The following is an 18,790-nucleotide window of genomic DNA, read 5'->3' on the forward strand; positions in this document are numbered from 1 at the left end:
GCCGCAATTACCCTCCCTTCTAACGATGGTTAAACGACAAACGCTTTTTCGAGCTCCTCCAATTCCGAATCCTTTGCGCCTGCCGGTTCGGAAATCCGTTCCTCTCCGAGGAGCAGCCCGATTAATCGATCCAGGTCCTCGTCCTGCTTGCTGGAGACGGCTTCGTACACTTCCCTTCCTCTTCTGGCGTACGCTTCGCGAATGTCCGAATCGAACAGGACGCTGATGATTCTGTTTTTCATCTCCTCGATGCTGAACGGGTTGAAATAGATGACCCCGTCGCGGCAAACCTCGGAAATGGAGGTGATGGAGGAGGCGATCACCGGCGTTTCGTGCCGCATTCCTTCGAGCGGAGGATAGCCGAATCCTTCGTTAAGCGTCGGATAAACGAAACAGAAGGCCTGACGGTAGAAAAAATCGAGCTGTTCCGAGCTTACGTAATCCAGGAACACGAATTGCTCCGGATTTCGGATGGCTTTTTTGTACATGTCGCTATTTTTCACGCCAAGAACGACCGTTTTGACATTCGTCCGGAACGCGCCGTAAATTTCATCGAGAGCCCGAGTCGCCCTGTATCCGTTCTTCAGCCATCGGTTGCCGCTGATCAGCAAAAAATAGCCGCGCGGCTCGACGCCATACGGCGACAAATCGAAAAACTTGTCGCTTTCCTCGGTTTTTCGGGGACTGTACATGACCTTCACGTTCGAGGCGTCGAACTCGGGAAAATAGTTGATCAAGCTGTATTTCGTATGGAAGGAAGGCACGACGATTTCGAGCGGGGCTTTCGACTTCAACAGTTTCTCGATCTGTTCTTTTTTGTGCCGGACGTAAGAAGCTCCGAACAAGCTTTTCAGAACGAACTTCATTTTTTCGGAAACGCCCTGGCGATACTTGCCTTCGTAGCGGTCGGTCGGAAGCTCGATTTCTCGCAGCCCGTGAATCGTATAAATCAGTTTGACGTCCGCCCGCTCGATCTTAAGATCGTGGTACCGATAAGGCAGGGCGCTGTAAAAGACGGAATAGTTCCCCTTGTTCAGCAAGCCCGACAGTTCCTCGTTCGTGCTGAGCGCGATCAGCTCGAGACGGTTGCGTTCCACCAGGCCGCGAATTTCCTCGTCCAATTCCAATCCGCTGTCGTAAAAGCAGGCCAGGCTGCCGGCGTCGGCTTTGGCGACAAGATGCTTGAATACGATTTTCGCGTACTCCCCGCCCCCGTGAAATTTCGATTCTCCGCAAGGCTGGGTCGCGATCAGATCAAACAATAGTTTCATGCAAAATCACCCTCTCTCGATTCGACACCTTCCGCATTTTGGAGGTGATGAGCCGCAAAGCGATCCATTGCGCGACCAACCGCGCGAAGCTTGACACCACCAGGGAGTAAGCGGCTCCTTCCACCCCGTAGGCCGGCACCAAAAAAAAGCAGGAGACGATGACGGCCGCGGTCCAAATCAGGCCCAAATAGGGCTGAACGCCGAATTTTTTCGTCGCGGAAAGCCCGTAGCCCCCGAATACCGCAACGTAATCGATCAGACCCGCTACCGTGACGATGAGGAATACGGTCGAATACTGCGCATACTCCGCGGTGTACAGGAGCGCAAGGATCGTCTTGCCGGCGACCGCGGCCGCGGCAATGCCCAGAAGCCCCAACGCCAATCCCAGTCCCATCAGCTTGTACGTGAGCCGGTAAAAATGCCCGAACTCCTTATCGTCCAGGCTTTTCGCCAAACGAAACGTCGCCGCCTGCCCTAAAGCGGAAACGACCGTGCTGCCCGCAACCAGAAGGTAGGAAACAGCGGTAAACAGCCCCAATTGCTCGACTCCGACCGAACGCTCGATGAAAAATCGGGGTATATTCGTGTTCAGCGAAGTCAGCATAAACACGATTCCCAGCGGCAAGCAGATTTTTACGACCCGGAGGCACTCTTTCCACCGAATTCGGGGAAATACGGCCTCGTAGCGTTTCGTTTTCGGCAGATCGTAAATGAACAGGGAGATCAGCCAGGAAACCATCCATCCGAACGCGGCCCACACGAGACTGCCGCTCGTTTGCAGGATCGCGGCGAATACCGGAATCGCGATCGTGCCCTTGATGATTTTCGAGATGGCCAGCGCTCTCATGTTCTCATGCTTTTGAAAGACGCCATGACTTACGTCGCTTGCGCTTTCCACCGCTTTGGCCAACAAGACGAACCCGAGGACCATTGCCGTTTCGGAATCGTAGCCGAACGCGAACACGGCGATAAGCGCCAGCAGAACGGAAACGACGATCGTAAGCAAACGAAGGCCCATCAAGTCCCGGAACAGATATTGATTCTGCGTATCGGTCGCTTGAACGACCCGAAGCTGGAGGTTGGTCAGCGTCATGATCGGCGTGACGATGGCAAGGCAGATCGAAAATTGACCGACCATCGCGGCGGACCCGAACTTGGCGATAACGACCAGAAGCAGCCATTGCGCTGCGGCGAAATACACATTTCCGATCAAGCTCCAGGACAAGCTTCGCCGCAAAGAGCCGAACTTCATGTAACGACCTCGGCCGCCCGCAGTTTCAATTGCTGAACGATGTCCTTCACTTTCTGGGACTGGCTTTTTTTGCAGATCAGCAAGAAATTGTCCTTCTCGACAATAATCAGGTCGTCCACGCCGATTAACGCCACGTTTCGATCCTGCTCCAAATAAACCAAATTTCCCGTCGAATCGATCAGCACTTCATCGGAAAACGTAATATTTCCGTTCTCGTCGGGCCTGTATTCGTCAAAAAACGAGTCGAAGCTTCCAAGGTCGTTCCACCTGACATCCATCGGCACGACGGAAACCCGTCTCGAACGTTCCATGACCCCGTAATCGATCGAAATGCCTGGCGTGTTTTCGTATTTTTGCTGAACGGACGGGAGGAGAAACGCATCGTAAACGTCGGGACAATGTTCCTTGAGCTCCTCCAAAAAAACGCCGGTTTGAAACGCGAAGATTCCGCTGTTCCATAGACAGCCTTCCAGGATCAGCTCCGCCGCCAGCGCTTCGGACGGCTTCTCCTTGAATTCCTCCACGCGGAATCCGATGAAATCGGGGTCTCCCGGCTTTATGTATCCATACCCGGAATGGGGCTTGCTTGGCTTGATTCCGTAAATGACCAGCCGTTGATCAGTGAGCGGCAGGGACAATTCGATTCTATCCGCGAATTTCCGATCGTCCTCGATAATGTGATCCGAGGGGAGGACCAGGGCCAATTGATTTCCTTTCGCGTGAATGTGCTGCGCAGCATAAGCGATCGCGGGCAACGTGTTTTTGCTCGATGGCTCGACCAGGACGTTCGGGGCCGGGATCCGGAACCCCATTTGCTCGATTTGCTGGTGTACGATTCCCGCATACGAGCGGTTTGTCACGACGTATACATTTTCAAGCGGGGCAAGCTTCAGACAGCGGTCAACCGTCATTTGGAAAATCGTTTTCGGCATACCCTTCAATTTCACGAATTGTTTCGGGAAGTCGGAATGGCTTAACGGCCAAAGCCTCGTTCCGCTTCCTCCGGCTAGCAGGATGATGTTCATCTGTATCCACTCCGTAATTTTTATAAAAAGCCTGACCTTTGTCTCCCTATCCTTGCAATAGAGCGGCAAAGGTCAAGCTTTCCCAAAGAAAGGGATAATCGGGGCATTTAACCCCCCCTCACGTCATACCCTCGACGATAAACGTCTAAGGTCCGATGAACCCACAGCATGACCGAGTACCTGCAGTGATAAAGGAGGCAGCAGGCTTTCCCTGATGGCCGCTTCCGCCATCCGCGTTCGCGAGAACCTAGCAAGCTATAAAATTTTTGAATATTTCGTCTTATTCAAAACCACGCCCAGTACGCGGGCATTCGCATGCTCAAGGGACTGCCTTACTTTTTTGAGCAATGCTTTTTTGGTCTTGCCTTGGCTTGCGACGATAAACACGCCGTCGCATAACGAACAGATTTTCAGGCCGTCGGTAACCGTCAGCAGCGGCGGCGAGTCGAACAGGACGATATCGAAGTGTTGCTTGATGTCTGAAATGAGGTCCGGCAAATATTCTGAAGCGAGCAGATCGGATGGATGCAAAGGCGTGATACCGGAAGTCATGACGGATAGCCTGGGGATTTGGGTTGCCTGAATAACCGACTTCCATCCCTTTTCGTTCAATAACGCGTTCGTCAGACCGGATACATTGGAAAGCGAAAACAGGTGATGCAGGGACGGGTCTCTTATATCCCCGTCGATCAGAAGCGTTTTTTTCCCTTCTTGCGCATAGGCGACAGCCAGATTGGCAATCGTGGTCGACTTCCCGTCGCCGTTGCCGGGCGAAGTTACCATGATCGTTTTGACGGGATCCTCGCCGGATGCAAACTGGATATTCATTCGAAGAGCCCGATAAGCCTCGGATAAAGATGAGCTTGGGTTGCGGTGCACGATCAGTTTCGAATTAGCGGTTTGCGGCGGCATATGTCTGTTCACCTGCTTTGTGAGATGGTTGGGAAGGGAAATTGTTGCTCCTGCGAGGCTTCAAGTCCTTGCTGCGAATCACTTGAATGACGGACAAAGTCGGATAACCGACCGTTTTTTCGATATCGGCTTCCATTTTCACCGTATCGTCCAGGTAATTGCGCAAAATGACAAAACCGATAGATATCATGCACGATAGAAGGAACGCCAGCACAACATTAAGCATCGGATTTGAAGCCAAATTGACGGGAGGAGCGTTCGGATCCGCCGGAGTGAGAATCGTTACGTTATCCAGCTTCATAATATTCGGAATTTCGCGGCGGAACGTTTCGGCCACCTCGTTGGTCAACCTGACGGCCGTTTGGTAATTCTCGTTGTAGACCGTCACCGTCATGATTTGCGAGTCTTCCGACGAGCCGGCCGCTACGGATCCCATCAGCTGCTTGCCGGTCATGTTCAAATCCGGATTGGCTTCGGCAACCTTGTTCAGGATGGCCTCGGACAAGATGATTTCTTTGTACGAGTTGATTAGCCGAATGTTCGTGTTGATCGAGTTAATGTCGATCGAAGTGGTACCGTTGTTGGGATTGGCATAGTTAATAAGTAGTTTTGCAGAAGCCCGGTAGTATGGCGAAGCATTGTTGTAACTGTATAACGCGGTAGCAAGACATGAGATGATGACGACGAGTGCGATTAGCCACAGGTGTTTTCTGAGTAAGGCAAGTACTTCCTTTAATTCCATTCCTAATCCTCCGCTCGAAAAAAAGATTCAGCAATCTCGGCAGTTTTTTGTTACAATAAGGAACATTTCGGAGCTATTTATAAGATTATGATACAATTTGTAACTTGTCAACTGCTTTGCCGATCTTATCTTTCGTTTTTTTGAGAAACGAGCAGCGGCTCCGCTCTTTCGCGTTCAATGATTTCTTCCAGAGCTGTAAGCAGCGGATGACGGAGCTCGTGATTTTTAATCGCGAAATCCAGCGTCGTTAAAATGAATCCCAGCTTTTCGCCGACGTCGTACCGCTTTCCTTCGAATTCATAGGCGTATACCCCCTGGTCCTGGTTCAGCCTTTCGATCGCGTCCGTCAGCTGAATTTCGCCGCCCGCTCCGATTTCATGCTTTTCAAGGTAATGAAAAATATCCGGCGTCAATACGTAGCGGCCGAGAATGGCCAAATTCGACGGCGCTTTTCCTCTCGCCGGCTTTTCTACGAATTTGTTCACCTGATAGAGTCGGCCGTTGGCAAGCAACGGGTCGACGATCCCGTACCGATAGGTCTCTTCGATCGGCACGGACTGAACGCCGATAACGGATTGCTGGAGCCGCTCGAATTGATCGACCAATTGCCGGATGCACGGAGTTTCGGCCTCTACGATGTCGTCGCCGAGCAAAACGGCAAACGGTTCGTCGCCGATGAATTTGCGGGCGCACCAAATGGCATGGCCCAATCCTTTCGCTTCTTTTTGACGTATGTAATGGATCTCGACCTTGGAGGACTTGATCACTTCGCCAAGCAAATCGACTTTTCCCTTTTGCATCAGCATTTGCTCGAGCTCGAACGCGTTGTCGAAATGATCCTCGATGGCCCTCTTGCCTTTTCCCGTGACGATAATGATATCCTCGATGCCGGAATTGATCGCTTCTTCGACAATGTATTGAATAGTCGGCTTGTTGACGATCGGAAGCATTTCTTTCGGCATCGCTTTGGTCGCGGGCAGAAACCGGGTTCCCATTCCAGCGGCGGGTATAATCGCTTTTCGAACTGTTCTCATCCTCATCCATCCTTTTTATTGAAGTGGCATGATACAATTCGTATCACTTTTATACGTTCACAATACGATGTGTATTCGCTTACTGTCAATGCCTTTTTTCATTTCTTTTTTCATAAACTTTCGGCTTCCGCGCTGGAAAAGGATTGTAAGGGTTTACAGCATATTCCGTAAACTTTATCTGAAACATATTGTATCTTTTTCTGTAAAAAATGATACGTACCGTTGCATATTGTTTGATTTTCTGTATAATTTAATCCATGAGTAATGTCGGACTCTGTTCGAGGAGGCATCATGAGTTTAATTGCCGGTGTCGTAAAAACGGACCAAGCTGTCGATTTTCCGGCAGATGACGGACTTCGCCTCATGCAGGCGATGCGCAACTATCCCGCCGACGATTCGCGGGTCTGGCACGACCGTTTCGCGTTTCTCGGTTGCCATGCTCAGCGGGTGACTCCCGAATCGGTTCATGAAGTTTTGCCTCTATATAAAGAAGAACTCCGATTGGCCATTACGGCGGACGCCTTCCTGGACAACCGGGATGAATTGTGCGACAGGCTGCGGATCCCTTTTCCCCTTCGAAACGGAATGTCCGACAGCGAGCTGATTTTGCTGGCTTACGAAAAATGGGGAGAAGATTCCGCCAAATTTTTGCTCGGCGACTTTGCCTTCGTCATTTGGGATGCGGACAAACGCCAGCTGTTCGGCTCGCGGGATTTGACCGGCAGCCGGACGCTGTACTACGCTTTCGGACGGAAACGGGAAAAGTTCGTCTTTTGTTCCGCCGTCGCGCCGATGTTTTCCGTTCCGGGCATCGAGAGGGAGCTTGACCGCGACTGGCTGGCCGACTTTCTGGCTCTCCCTACGGCTCTCGACTCGACCGATCCCGGCTCAACCGCTTATCGGCACATCGGCCAGATCCCGCCGGGGCACTCCTTCACCCTGAGAAACGGCAGGCTCTCGCTTACCCGATACGGGTCGTTGGTATCCGAAGAACGGCTGAACCTGAGCTCCGACGGGGAATACGAGGAAGCGTTTCGCGACGTGTTCGGCAAGGCGGTTTCCGCCAGGCTTCGGACGCACAAACAGGTCGGAGCTACGCTTAGCGGGGGACTCGATTCCGGAAGCGTCGCGAGCTTCGCGGCCATGGCGCTGCGGCATGAGGGAAAGACGCTTTATACCTACAGCTCGGTGCCCGCGCCCGACTTCAAGCCGTGGACGGCTCCTCACATGGTCCCCGACGAGCGGCCGTTCATCCGGGAGACGGTCCGGCATGTCGGCAACATTCGGGACCGCTACCTGAATTGCCCCGGACGGAGCCCGTATTCGGAAATCGACGAGTGGCTTCGGATGCTGGAGATGCCGTATAAATTTTTCGAAAACTCCTTCTGGATAAAAGAAGTTTTCGAATCGGCCCGTTCGGAAGGGATCGGCGTGCTGCTGACGGGGGCCAAGGGAAACAACACCGTATCCTGGGGCTCCGCGGCGCAATACTGCGTTTTTCTGCTGAAAAAGTGGCAGTGGATTCGCTTCTATCGGCAAGCCACCCTGCTCAGCAAGCAGATGAAAATGCGCAGATCGCGGCTCTTCCCCAAGATCGGCATGCTGGCCGCTCCCTTTCCAGGCGGCTTTCCGTTCTCCGGAGCAAAGCCGGAGCGGACGTTTCCGTCCATGATTCATCCGGACTTCGCGGCGAAAACCCAAGTGTTCGAAAAGAAGGGCGAGCTGTTCGGCCGACTCGAGAACCCCAACGAGAGCATGCTGGAGGAACGGCAAAATTACTTGGGCAACCTGGCCCTGCTGAGCATGCAGGGCATGTCGGGCGCCAAGCTTTCGCTTCGCTACGGACTGTGGGAACGCGATCCGACGTCCGACCCGAGGGTCGTTCGTTTCTGCTTGTCCGTTCCGATCGAGCAGTATGTTCTGAACGGGGTCGGACGCTCGTTGATCCGCAGGGCAACCGAGCGGTACTTGCCCGACAAGATTCGGCTGAATATGCGCTTCAAAGGCGTGCAAGCGACGGACTGGGTTCACCGGATGCTGCCGAGCTGGCCGGAATTTGTCCGGGAAGCGAAGGCGATTGGCGACAGCGCGATTGCGGCCGAGTGCTTAAACGTCTCTCAAATTCGAAGCTCGCTGGTCAAACTGGAGGCGCAGCCGCCAAAGCCCGAGCTTGCCGTAGACCCCGACATGAAATTGGTCATGCGCGGCCTGATTGTGAACCGGTTTTTGAAAAGCTTCGAATAAATTAGCGTGAAAGGAGGTGAAATCGATGAAAAAAATGTGGAAAGAGCCGCAAATAGAAGTACTTAACGTTCGGGAAACGATGCTTGGAACGGGTTCGACGAATGTGGACTGGGTTTGGGTTGGTTCCCAACTCGACGCCGATCTCTATGACGACGGTCAGCAGACGGGCGGCAACACCGGTCCTATTCTGGCTTCCTAATCGTAGTTTCTAAGCTTCAAGCGGCCCTTATGCCTTCAGTTTTCGGGATAAGGGCCGTCTATTTCATGACCGACTGAGGCGGTGGTATTCATTCGTTTCGAACCTAAATTCCGCTATACCGCTTTCGGCTTCCGGATCGCCAGCGAGATCGAGTTTCCGGAGCTGCTTCCCGGTTCCGACCGCGGCCCTGCGGATATCGAAATCGGAATGGCCGATCTACTGGACGCATGGAAGGAAGAGGAAACGGCCAATCGCATTTATCGGGTCAAGGATAACCGGGTTCTTTTTCATTTTCCCGACGTCGCCATCGCTTCGATCAGCGACGGCCGTAAAATCGGCGTTTGCCCGCTGCCCGGCGTCGACGAACGACTCGTTCGCCTTTACATACTCGGGAGCTGCATGGGAGCCGTTCTGTTTCAAAAAAGGATTCTTCCGCTTCACGGCAGCGCAATCGTGATCGGAGGCAGAGCCTACGCGATCGTCGGAAATTCGGGCGCCGGAAAATCCACGCTCGCGGCTGCCTTCGTCGAACGAGGGTATTCCCTCCTGACCGACGACGTCATTGCGGTTTCCGTTTTGCCGGAAGCCGGAGGCGTTCCGCACGTCATTCCGGCTTATCCGCAGCAGAAGCTATGGCAAGAAAGCATCTCCTTGCTTGAGATCCAGGCAAGCGAATATCGTCCTTTATGGAACAAAGCGGACAAATTCGGCATTCCCGTCGTTTCGAAATTCGCGAGCGAGCCGATCCCGCTGGCGGGAATTTTCGAGTTGACGGCGGCCAAGCAATCGGGCGTGCAGCTGCATCCCGTCGAACGCCTCGAAAGCTTGCCGCTATTGCGTTACCATACGTACCGCAACTTTTTGATCGCTCCCTTGCATCTGGAGCAATGGCACTTCGACGCGTCGGTCGCGATCGCGCGCGCGACTCCGATTTACCGGCTGACTCGTTCTTCCGGCGAATATACCCTGCACGAGCTGCCGGGCCGCATTCTTCAAACCGTCGAAAAGGAGAGTATCGTGTTATGAAGGACCTTGCCGCAATACAGCCGGACACCACGGTTTGCCAGGTTCAAGGGCACGTGACGAGCGATATGTCCGGCGAAAAAGTGATGATGAGCATCCGGAACGGCAACTACTACAACCTGGGGGAAACGGGGGGAAGGATTTGGGAGCTCCTTCAAACCCCGACGACGGTCAGACGCATTGTCGATACCCTCGTTCAGGAATACGACGTTGATCCGCTGTCATGCGAGCAGCATGTGATTTCCTTCCTGCAGCGTCTTGTCGACGAACAGCTGATTCAAGCGGAGTAAACGGCAATGAGGAAATGGAAAAAGTTTCTCTCCCTTCGCTCCGATAAAAAGAAGCTTCTGTTGGAAGCCCTTCTCTACTTGGGCTGGGCCCGCATCCTGAAGGCGCTGCCCTTTTCGCGGGTCGCGCCGATGCTGGGGGAGCCGATGACGGAAACCTCCTACGACCGCAACCTCGCGAACGAAAGGATCGCCCTGCAAATATCCCAGGCGATTCGGGTCGCCAGCAAGCATACGTGGTGGGAAAGCAAGTGCCTGGTTTCGGCGATCGCCGGCATGAAAATGCTGCAGCGGCGGCGAATCGGCAGCACGCTTTATATGGGAACGGCCCGGGACCCATCGGGCAAATTGGTGGCGCACGCCTGGCTCCGCAGCGGCGGACTGATTCTTACCGGAGCCGGAGGGCTGGAGCAGTATACCGTTGTCGCCAAATTCGGCCAACGGATGCCGGAAACGAAAGGGATTCCCACATGAAACTCATCGTAAACCTTTGGAAGCAGCTGCATGCCTTTGCCGGATTCAAACTTTATCTTAACCTTTTTACGATGCTGCTCAGCAGTCTCGCGAACGGGATCGGGCTGCTGCTCCTGATTCCGATGCTTCATTTTGTCGGCGTCTCCAGCATTCAGTTCGGAAATATTCCGTTGGTTTCATCCTTGTTCGAGTCGTTAAGCGCGTTTACGATCGATATCAATTTGCCGATCGTCCTGGCGATCTATCTGCTGCTCACGATCGGACAAACGCTCCTGCAGCGGAATCAGGTGCTGCTGGATACCCGGATTCAGCAAGGCTTCAGCCGGCATCTCAAGGTGAAAGCCTACGGGGCGCTGCTGCAAGCCAATTGGGAGTTTTTCCTTAAAAAAAGAAAATCCGATTTCAATCAACTGTTGACGACCGAAATCGGGCGCGTCGCCCAAGGCGTATCCCTGATTCTGGGCTTCGTTTCGGCCTTGATCTTTTGTACGATTCAAATCGGAATCGCCTTCTGGTCGTCCGCCGCCCTGACCTCGTTCGTTCTGATCAGCGGCTTGATTCTTGCGTACTTCTCGCGCAAGGGCGTGTCGAAGGCCAAGCGGCTCGGCAAACAAACGACGGAGCTCTCCTTGGACTATTTTTCGGGACTTTCGGATCAGTTGAACGGGATCAAAGATATAAAAAGCAACCGGCTTGAGGTTTCCCATCTGAATTGGTTTCAGTCCGTCAGCGTGCAGATCGAGCGAAACGTGACCCGTTTCGTTCAACTGCAAATGAATACGAAGTTTTTCTACAACGTCGTCTCCGCGCTGCTCATGGTTGCGTTTATTTTTATCGCCCGCGTGCTCTATCAAGTCGAAATCGAGCAGTTAATTTTGATCGTCCTCATTTTCATCCGGTTATGGCCCTTCGTCATTTCCATTCAGAACAATATCCAGCAGCTCGGCTCCGTGCTTCCCGCTTTCAAGAGCCTGGACGATTTGCTTAACGAGTGCAAGCTTCATAACGAACGGTTTCCGGCGGAAACGAAATCCCCGGTCCGGCCGCTGCCCGTCGCGCAAGGGATCGAATGCAGCGGAATTTGCTTTCGCTACGATCCCGATTCGCCCGTCTACGCATTGAACGACATCTCGCTGCGAATCGCCGCCAATCAAATGACCGCCGTTGTCGGCAAGTCCGGCGCGGGGAAAAGCACGCTGATCGATATCCTTACCGGTCTGCTCCGGCCCGAGCGGGGCCGGCTGCTCGTCGATGGCGCGGCCATTACCGATGAAACGATTCCTTCGTACCGGCAATCGATCGGTTACGTTTCGCAGGACCCGTTCCTGTTTAACGCCAGCATCCGCGAAAACCTGCTGATGGTGAAGCCCGATGCGACGGAAACGGAGATTTGGGAAGCTTTGCGATTTGCCGCATCCGACGAATTCGTACGGAACCTTCCCAACGGCGTCGATACCGTCATCGGCGATCGGGGAACGCGGCTGTCGGGGGGCGAGCGTCAACGGATCGTGCTGGCGCGGGCGATTTTGAAAAAGCCGGAAATTCTCATCCTGGACGAAGCCACCAGCGCGTTGGATCACGAGAACGAAGCGAAAATTCAAGCGGCCCTGGAACGGCTGAAGGGAAGCATGACCATCATTGTCATCGCCCATCGCCTTTCCACCATTCGCAACTCGGACCAGGTCGTCGTTTTGGAAAACGGCCGAATCGTCGAACAAGGAGGATATGTTCAGCTTTCCAATGACAAAAAGGGAACGTTCCGAACGCTGTTGGAATATCAGATGGGGAGTTAACGTCCGTATCGCGTAAAAGGCCAGCCGCAGCTGACGGCTGGCCTTTCGCTATGGTGACGGGTCGTTCCCTTCATACGCGTTGTTCCGTTTCCGGCCGCGACCTTACCCGTGTCTGTCGCTAATTTCGCGATATAATTCCAATATCCGTCGGTTCGAAACCAACACCGTTCGCAAATATTCGTTAAGCTTGTATTCGAAATTTTGCTGCTCGCTGCTCGTCAGCCTCCAGCAGGCGGAATATACGAACAGCCCTTCTTCTTCGCGGAAATTTTCGATAACGGAGGTTAACCGGACCGTATGCAGCCCCAGTTGGATCTCCAGCATCCATTCGACGTCATCGCGCGCGGGAATCCGCAAAAAGGTCTGGAATCGGCAGCCTTTGAAGCTGATTTCCTTCAACAACACCTTTTGCTTGTTGCTGCGGATTTCTTTTTCCTGAATTTTTTTGATCGATATATCCGCAACCAGATGATAAATTTTGATCGGAAGGCAATCTCGGTAATTCAGTTCGTCTTCATCAGCGGCAAAGTCCAACGGCCTTCACTCCGATACCATATGTATCATAATCCTACTTTGAATGTATGATACATTTCGTATCTAGTCAAGGTTTTTTTTGACATTTGTGCTACAGAAACGTCATAATTATACTTGCTTACTTTTTTGATGTCGTGTAGGTTTAATCGTCATCCTTACGGATCATACTAACGATTAAGCGTTGCGACGTTTCGTCGCAATCAATGAAATTGTTTACTATTCGTATTATGATTGAACAAGAGAAACGCCTAAGGGGGACAATTAATGAATATCGGCAGCCGTATTGCATTCCTTAGGGAGAAACAAGGCTGGACCCAGGAGGAGCTCTCGTCTTCCCTCGGAATATCGCGCGCAGCCCTTTCCCACTATGAGAAAAACAGAAGAGAGCCCGATACGGAGACGCTGACGAAAATCGCGGACATTTTCAAAGTTTCTCTGGATTACCTGGTAGGACGTACCCAAAATCCGAATTCGACGTTGGAGACGGACGTTCGGCAGTTCGTTGAAGATCTTGAGCTCTCCGATCAGGAACTGCTCGAACGCTTCTCCCTTACGATTGACGGCCGCAAGCTTTCGCCGGAGGAGGCCAGGCGATTCATCGCCTTCGTCAGAGCGGAACGTCAATTAAACCAATAAACGAACTTTCGGATACAAAAATCTCTAAGGCGACGGATCGTTTCGGATCCTTTCATCCGTCCTTGGAGTTTTTTTGTTTGACTCGTTATCGCGGCTCATCGCTCTTGTATGTAATCATCTGCAGCGCTTCCAGACGTCGTTCCTCACGGATGCCCATCTGAATCATGATTTTTCGGATGTCGAGTTCCAATGGTTGAATGGATTCGTTCCTTTTGTTCGATTCTTTCGAAACACTTTCGTTTCTCTCCATTTCCACCCAATCCCCTCATTTTTCTAACCTCAAAAAAAAAACACCGACTACCCTTATTCTATAACAGAAGCGCCGCGAAGAATGTTGAACATTGTTGTCGTTTCCACGGAATTTAACCAGAATACTTACCATTTTTCCATATTTTAAGAGAGAAAAAAGGGGACTTTGGATCGATTACAAGTCATAAAGGCTTCGTCGGCCTTGAAAGGCGGCGAAACGCAAAGACACCCCCGAACCTTCCGGGGGGTGCCGCCGAACTTATTTAATTCCCGCCGACCCGGGACAAATCCCGCATGTTCGCTTCGAAGGCGGCGAGCAGCGCCTGCTCTCCGCTCAAGCCTTGGGCTTGAACTTTGGCGATTTGCTCCATCATCCGCTTGTAATCCTTCGGAATGACCTTGACGAACCGCGGGAGGAACTCCGTCCACTCGCCGAGCACGCGCGCGCCGAGCTCGCTGCCCGTATAGCGGACATGCTTCTCGACCATGCCGCGGACTTCGGCGATTTCGGTTTCGTCCTCCAGCTTTTCGAGCAGGATCATCTCGAAGTTGCAGCGCTTGACGAAGTCGCCGTCCCAATCGATGACGTAGGCGATGCCGCCGGACATGCCCGCCGCGAAGTTGCGGCCGGTGTTCCCGAGGACGACGACGCGCCCGCCGGTCATATATTCGCAGCCGTGATCGCCCACGCCTTCGACGACGACGTTCGCGCCGCTGTTCCGGACCGCGAACCGCTCGCCCGCCACGCCGCGAATGTAGGCTTCGCCGTTCGTCGCGCCGTAAAACGCGGTATTGCCGACAATAATGTTCTCTTCGGCTTTAAAGGTCGCCTTCGGCGACGGGTAGACGACGATTTTGCCGCCGGACAGCCCTTTGCCGATATAGTCGTTCGCATCGCCTTCCAGCGAAAGCGTCATGCCCTTCGGCACAAAGGCGCCGAAGCTTTGGCCGGCGGTTCCGACGAAATGGAACCGGATCGTATCTTCCGGCAGTCCGTCCTTGCCGTGCTTCATCGTCACCTCGTGGCCGACGATCGTCCCGACGACGCGGTTCGTGTTCTTGATCGGGAACGTCCCTTCGACGGACTGCTTGCTCTCGATGGCAGGCGCCGCCGCCTGAAGCAGCTGCTGCATGTCAAGCGACTCTTCCAGGCCGTGATTTTGGCTCTTCGCTTTGTAGCGGAAAGAGCCTTCCGGCAGTTGCGGCATGTGCAGCAGCGGGGCCAGATCGACGCCCTGCGCCTTGAAATGCGCGATCGCTTTCTTCGTGTCGAGGCGATCGGTGCGTCCGACCATCTCCTCGACCGTCCGGAAGCCGAGCTGCGCCATGATCTCGCGGAATTCTTCCGCCAGGAAGCGCATGTAGTTGACGACGTATTCCGGGTCGCCCATGAACTTCTTGCGCAGCTCCGGATTTTGCGTCGCGACGCCGACCGGACACGTATCCAGCTGGCAGACGCGCATCATGATGCAGCCGAGCACGACGAGCGGAGCCGTCGAGAAGCCGTATTCCTCGGCGCCGAGCAAGGCGGCGATCGCGATGTCGCGGCCGGTCATCATCTTGCCGTCCGTCTCGACGACGACGCGGTCGCGCAAATTGTTCAGGATCAGCGTCTGATGCGTTTCCGCCAGGCCGAGCTCCCACGGCAATCCCGCGTGGCGAATCGAGCCGATCGGCGAAGCGCCGGTGCCGCCGTCGTATCCGCTGACCAGAATGACGTCGGCGCGGCCCTTGGCGACGCCCGCGGCGATCGTGCCGACGCCGACTTCCGATACGAGCTTCACGTTGATGCGGGCTTTCGGGTTCGCGTTTTTCAGGTCGTGAATCAGCTCCGCCAAATCCTCGATCGAATAAATGTCATGGTGCGGCGGCGGCGAAATCAGGCCGACGCCCGGCGTCGTGCCGCGCACTTCGGCGACCCACGGGTACACTTTGCGGCCCATCAGCTGGCCGCCTTCGCCCGGCTTCGCGCCTTGCGCCATTTTGATCTGGATTTCATCGGCGTTGGACAAGTAATAGCTCGTCACCCCGAAGCGTCCGGAAGCGACTTGCTTGATCGCGCTGCGGCGGGAATCGCCGTTCGCGTCCGGAATGAACCGGGCCGGATCCTCGCCGCCTTCGCCGGAGTTCGACTTGCCGCCGATCCGGTTCATCGCGATCGCGAGCGCCTCGTGCGCTTCCTTGCTGATCGAGCCGAACGACATCGCGCCCGATTTGAACCGCTTGAAGATCGATTCGACCGGCTCGACCTCCTCGAGCGGCACGGGCGGCTGGTCGAACTTGAAGTCGAGCAGCGACCGCAGCGTGCGGATTTCCTCGTATTCGCCCTGGACGAGGGCGGAATATTTCTTATACAGGTTGTAGTCGTTGGCGCGGGTCGCCATCTGCAGCGTATGAATCGTCTTCGGATTGAACAGATGGTCTTCCCCGTCTTTGCGCCATTGGTAGTCGCCGCCGGAATCGAGTTCCGTCTCGGCGCCTTCCTGTTTCGCGTAAGCGCGGTAGTGCGGCTTCAGCGTTTCCTCGGCGATCGTCGCGAGTCCGATGCCTCCGATCCGGGAAGGCGTCCACGTGAAATATTTCTCGATCAGGTCTTCCTGAAGGCCGATCGCTTCGAAAATTTGCGCGCCGCGGTACGATTGGATCGTCGAGATCCCCATTTTCGACAGGACTTTGACGACGCCTTTATTGGCGGCTTTCAAATAATTTTTGACGGCTTTTTCGTGCGAAATGCCCTTCAGCCGGCCTTGGCGGATCAGATCGTCCAGCGTCTCGAACGCCAGGTACGGGTTGACGGCGCTGACGCCGTAGCCGAGCAGCAAGGCGAAATGATGCACTTCGCGCGGTTCGCCCGATTCGAGCAAAATGCTGACCTTCGTCCGCGTGCCCTTGCGGATCAGATGATGGTGCACGGCGGATACGGCGAGCAGCGACGGAATCGCCGCGTTGTCCGCATCGATGCCCCGGTCGGACAAGATCAAGATGTTGTGCCCGCGCTCGATGACGCGGTCGGCCGCTTCGCAGAGCAGCTTCAGCGCGCTTTCCAGCCCGGCTTCGCCTTCGTCGGCCGGGAAGAAAATCGGCAGCGTAATCGACTTGAAGCCCGGACGGTGCACATGGCGCAGCTTCGCGAAATCCTCGTTCGATACGATCGGCGAGACGAGGCGGATGTGGCGGCAGCTTTCCGGCTCCGGATTCAGCAGGTTCCGCTCCGGCCCGATCGTCGTATACGTGGAGGTTACGATCTCCTCCCGGATGGCGTCGATCGGCGGATTCGTCACCTGCGCGAACAGCTGCTTGAAGTAGTTGAACAGACGCTGCGGACGTTCCGACAGGACGGCCAGCGGCGCGTCGTAGCCCATGGATGCGAGCGGCTCCACGCCGCTGGACGCCATCGGCTCGATGATCTTGCGGATATCCTCGAACGAGTAGCCGAACGCCTGCTGGCGCTGCTGGACGCTGTCATGGTCCTCTTCCGGCAGCTCGGTAGCGTCCGGAAGATCGTCCAGATCGACGAGGTGGTCGTTCAGCCACTCCCGGTACGGATACTCGGACACGATTTTCTTTTTCAGCTCTTCGTCGGATACGATCCGGCCTTCCTTCGTGTCGACGAGCAGCATGCGGCCCGGACGAAGCCGGTCCTTCAGCACGATGTCTTCCGGCGGAATTTCGATGACGCCGGCCTCGGATGCCATGATGATCAGGTCGTCCTTCGTCACGTAATAGCGCGCGGGACGCAAGCCGTTCCGGTCCAAAATGGCGCCGATTTGCACGCCGTCGGTAAAGCCCATGGCGGCGGGGCCGTCCCAGGGCTCCATCAGCGTGCTGTGGTATTCGTAGAACGCCCGCTTTTCGTCGTCCATATGCTCGTCGTTTTGCCAAGGCTCCGGCACCATCATCATCGCGCAATGCGCGAGAGGACGTCCGGCCAGGTACAGAAACTCGAACGTATTGTCGAACTTGCCCGTATCGGACAAATCGTGATTGATGATCGGTTTTACCTTTTCCAGGTCGTCGCCGAACAGCTCCGATTCGAACAGCGTCTGCCGGGCGTGCATCCAGTTTTCGTTGCCGCGCAGCGTGTTGATCTCGCCGTTGTGAATCATATAATGGAACGGATGCGCCCGCTCCCAGCTCGGGAACGTGTTCGTCGAAAAGCGCGAGTGCACGAGCGCGATCGCCGTCTCCATGTCCGGATCGTGCAATTCCGAATAAAACTGCCCGACCTGCTCGGTCGTCAACATGCCTTTGTAAATGACCTTCTTGCTCGAAAGGCTAGAAAAATAGAACGAATCGCCGCCCGGAATTCCGGAATAGCGGATCGCCTTCTCGGCAAGCTTGCGAACGACGTACAGCTTTCTTTCGAACGCCAAATCGTCGGCAAGTCCGGCGGCGCGTTCGATGTATACCTGGCGGACGAACGGTTTGACGCGCTTGGCCGAAATGCCGAGCATGCTGTCGTCCGTCGCCAGCGTGCGCCAGCCGAGCAAACGAAGCCCTTCCTGCTCGACGATGGAGGCGAAAATTTCCTCATGTTTGGCCCGCTGGCCTTCGTCCTGGGTCAAAAAGACCATGCCGACGGCATAACGGCCTTCTTCGGGAAGCTGGATGCCGAGCTTGGACGTTTCTCTCTTCAGGAATTTGTGCGGAATCTGCATCATCAGGCCCGCCCCGTCGCCCGAATTCGGTTCGCTTCCTTGCCCGCCCCGGTGCTCCATGTTAAAGAGCAGCGTCAGCGCCTGCTCGATAATCTCGTGCGATTTGCGGCCTTTGATATGGGCGACGAAGCCCATGCCGCAGGCATCCCGTTCGTATTGCGGATCATACATCCCCTGCTTCGGAGGCAATCCGTTCACGAGCTCTTTCATCTTAAAACGCATCCTTTCTATAGGAGAAGATCTGGAAGAGGAAGGAACGATCAAACGCTGGCGGCACCGACTTCCGGGTCTATAACGCAAACGCTCGAAAGCGATCGGCAGCTGAGCGCCGGGCGGCCATCCCCCTTGTGCGAACCGTCCGGAAACTACTGCCTTTCGCCGTAAAGTCTGGTACAATAGTAACGCGCAACGAGTCGAAGCGGCAGCCTCGGCCAAACGCTTCGACGGTCAAGCCCGG

15 protein-coding genes are annotated in these 18,790 nt (G+C 54.7%); 7 read left to right on the forward strand and 8 right to left on the reverse strand.

Annotation, left to right across the window (positions count from 1 at the left end; translation table 11 throughout):
• Positions 1–29: 29 nt before the first annotated feature.
• The 6 genes from JW799_RS02780 to galU all read right to left on the reverse strand — a co-directional run bounded on the left by JW799_RS02780 (position 30) and on the right by galU (position 6,236).
• On the reverse strand, positions 30–1,271 hold the full coding sequence (locus JW799_RS02780; protein WP_080836071.1) for a glycosyltransferase: 1,242 nt from the start codon (positions 1,269–1,271) through the stop codon (positions 30–32).
• Positions 1,255–2,523, reverse strand: a complete 1,269-nt coding sequence (locus JW799_RS02785; protein ID WP_080836070.1) for an oligosaccharide flippase family protein — start codon at positions 2,521–2,523, stop codon at positions 1,255–1,257. The genes JW799_RS02780 and JW799_RS02785 overlap by 17 nt, the downstream gene beginning before the upstream one ends.
• Positions 2,520–3,548, reverse strand: coding sequence for a mannose-1-phosphate guanylyltransferase (locus JW799_RS02790; RefSeq protein WP_205428605.1), 1,029 nt, complete (start codon positions 3,546–3,548; stop codon positions 2,520–2,522). Before JW799_RS02790 ends, JW799_RS02785 begins: the two co-directional genes overlap by 4 nt.
• A gap of 255 nt (positions 3,549–3,803) precedes the next feature.
• Positions 3,804–4,460: a CpsD/CapB family tyrosine-protein kinase gene (locus JW799_RS02795; RefSeq protein ID WP_080836067.1), complete on the reverse strand. Its 657-nt coding sequence runs from the start codon at positions 4,458–4,460 to the stop codon at positions 3,804–3,806.
• Positions 4,441–5,202 (reverse strand): YveK family protein, encoded by a 762-nt coding sequence (locus tag JW799_RS02800; protein WP_080836065.1) that lies wholly within the window; start codon positions 5,200–5,202, stop codon positions 4,441–4,443. The genes JW799_RS02795 and JW799_RS02800 overlap by 20 nt, the downstream gene beginning before the upstream one ends.
• 125 nt (positions 5,203–5,327) lie before the next feature.
• Complete coding sequence (galU, locus tag JW799_RS02805; RefSeq protein ID WP_080836063.1) at positions 5,328–6,236, reverse strand: UTP--glucose-1-phosphate uridylyltransferase GalU; 909 nt, start codon at positions 6,234–6,236, stop codon at positions 5,328–5,330.
• Positions 6,237–6,527: 291 nt separating this feature from the next.
• On the opposite strand from galU, the gene JW799_RS02810 reads away from it, so the two are divergent.
• The 6 genes from JW799_RS02810 (at position 6,528) to JW799_RS02835 (ending at position 12,256) form a co-directional block, all read left to right on the forward strand.
• Complete coding sequence (locus JW799_RS02810) at positions 6,528–8,480, forward strand: asparagine synthase-related protein (RefSeq protein ID WP_205428606.1); 1,953 nt, start codon at positions 6,528–6,530, stop codon at positions 8,478–8,480.
• Between the two features lie 25 nt (positions 8,481–8,505).
• Entirely contained in the window at positions 8,506–8,679 is a 174-nt protein-coding gene (locus JW799_RS02815; protein WP_205428608.1) for a paeninodin family lasso peptide, read from the forward strand.
• A gap of 81 nt (positions 8,680–8,760) precedes the next feature.
• Positions 8,761–9,705 (forward strand): phosphoenolpyruvate carboxykinase (ATP), encoded by a 945-nt coding sequence (locus JW799_RS02820; RefSeq protein WP_240353130.1) that lies wholly within the window; start codon positions 8,761–8,763, stop codon positions 9,703–9,705.
• Positions 9,702–9,992 carry a lasso peptide biosynthesis PqqD family chaperone gene (locus tag JW799_RS02825; protein WP_080836059.1) on the forward strand — a complete coding sequence of 97 codons (291 nt, stop codon included), beginning with the start codon at positions 9,702–9,704 and terminating at the stop codon, positions 9,990–9,992. The genes JW799_RS02820 and JW799_RS02825 overlap by 4 nt, the downstream gene beginning before the upstream one ends.
• 6 nt (positions 9,993–9,998) lie before the next feature.
• Positions 9,999–10,463: a lasso peptide biosynthesis B2 protein gene (locus JW799_RS02830; protein ID WP_080836058.1), complete on the forward strand. Its 465-nt coding sequence runs from the start codon at positions 9,999–10,001 to the stop codon at positions 10,461–10,463.
• Positions 10,460–12,256: an ABC transporter ATP-binding protein gene (locus JW799_RS02835; protein ID WP_205428609.1), complete on the forward strand. Its 1,797-nt coding sequence runs from the start codon at positions 10,460–10,462 to the stop codon at positions 12,254–12,256. Before JW799_RS02830 ends, JW799_RS02835 begins: the two co-directional genes overlap by 4 nt.
• 102 nt (positions 12,257–12,358) lie before the next feature.
• On the opposite strand, the gene JW799_RS02840 is transcribed toward JW799_RS02835, so the two are convergent.
• Entirely contained in the window at positions 12,359–12,790 is a 432-nt protein-coding gene (locus tag JW799_RS02840) for a hypothetical protein (RefSeq protein WP_205428610.1), read from the reverse strand.
• Positions 12,791–13,054: 264 nt separating this feature from the next.
• Here JW799_RS02840 and JW799_RS02845 point away from each other — a divergent pair, with 264 nt between their 5' ends.
• Positions 13,055–13,426: a helix-turn-helix domain-containing protein gene (locus JW799_RS02845; protein ID WP_080836052.1), complete on the forward strand. Its 372-nt coding sequence runs from the start codon at positions 13,055–13,057 to the stop codon at positions 13,424–13,426.
• Positions 13,427–13,938: 512 nt separating this feature from the next.
• On the opposite strand, the gene gltB is transcribed toward JW799_RS02845, so the two are convergent.
• On the reverse strand, positions 13,939–18,543 hold the full coding sequence (gltB, locus tag JW799_RS02850) for a glutamate synthase large subunit (RefSeq protein ID WP_205428611.1): 4,605 nt from the start codon (positions 18,541–18,543) through the stop codon (positions 13,939–13,941).
• Between the last annotated feature and the right edge of the window lie 247 nt (positions 18,544–18,790).

The sequence above is a fragment of the Cohnella algarum genome (genome assembly GCF_016937515.1).
In the GTDB taxonomy this organism is placed as follows: domain Bacteria; phylum Bacillota; class Bacilli; order Paenibacillales; family Paenibacillaceae; genus Cohnella; species Cohnella algarum.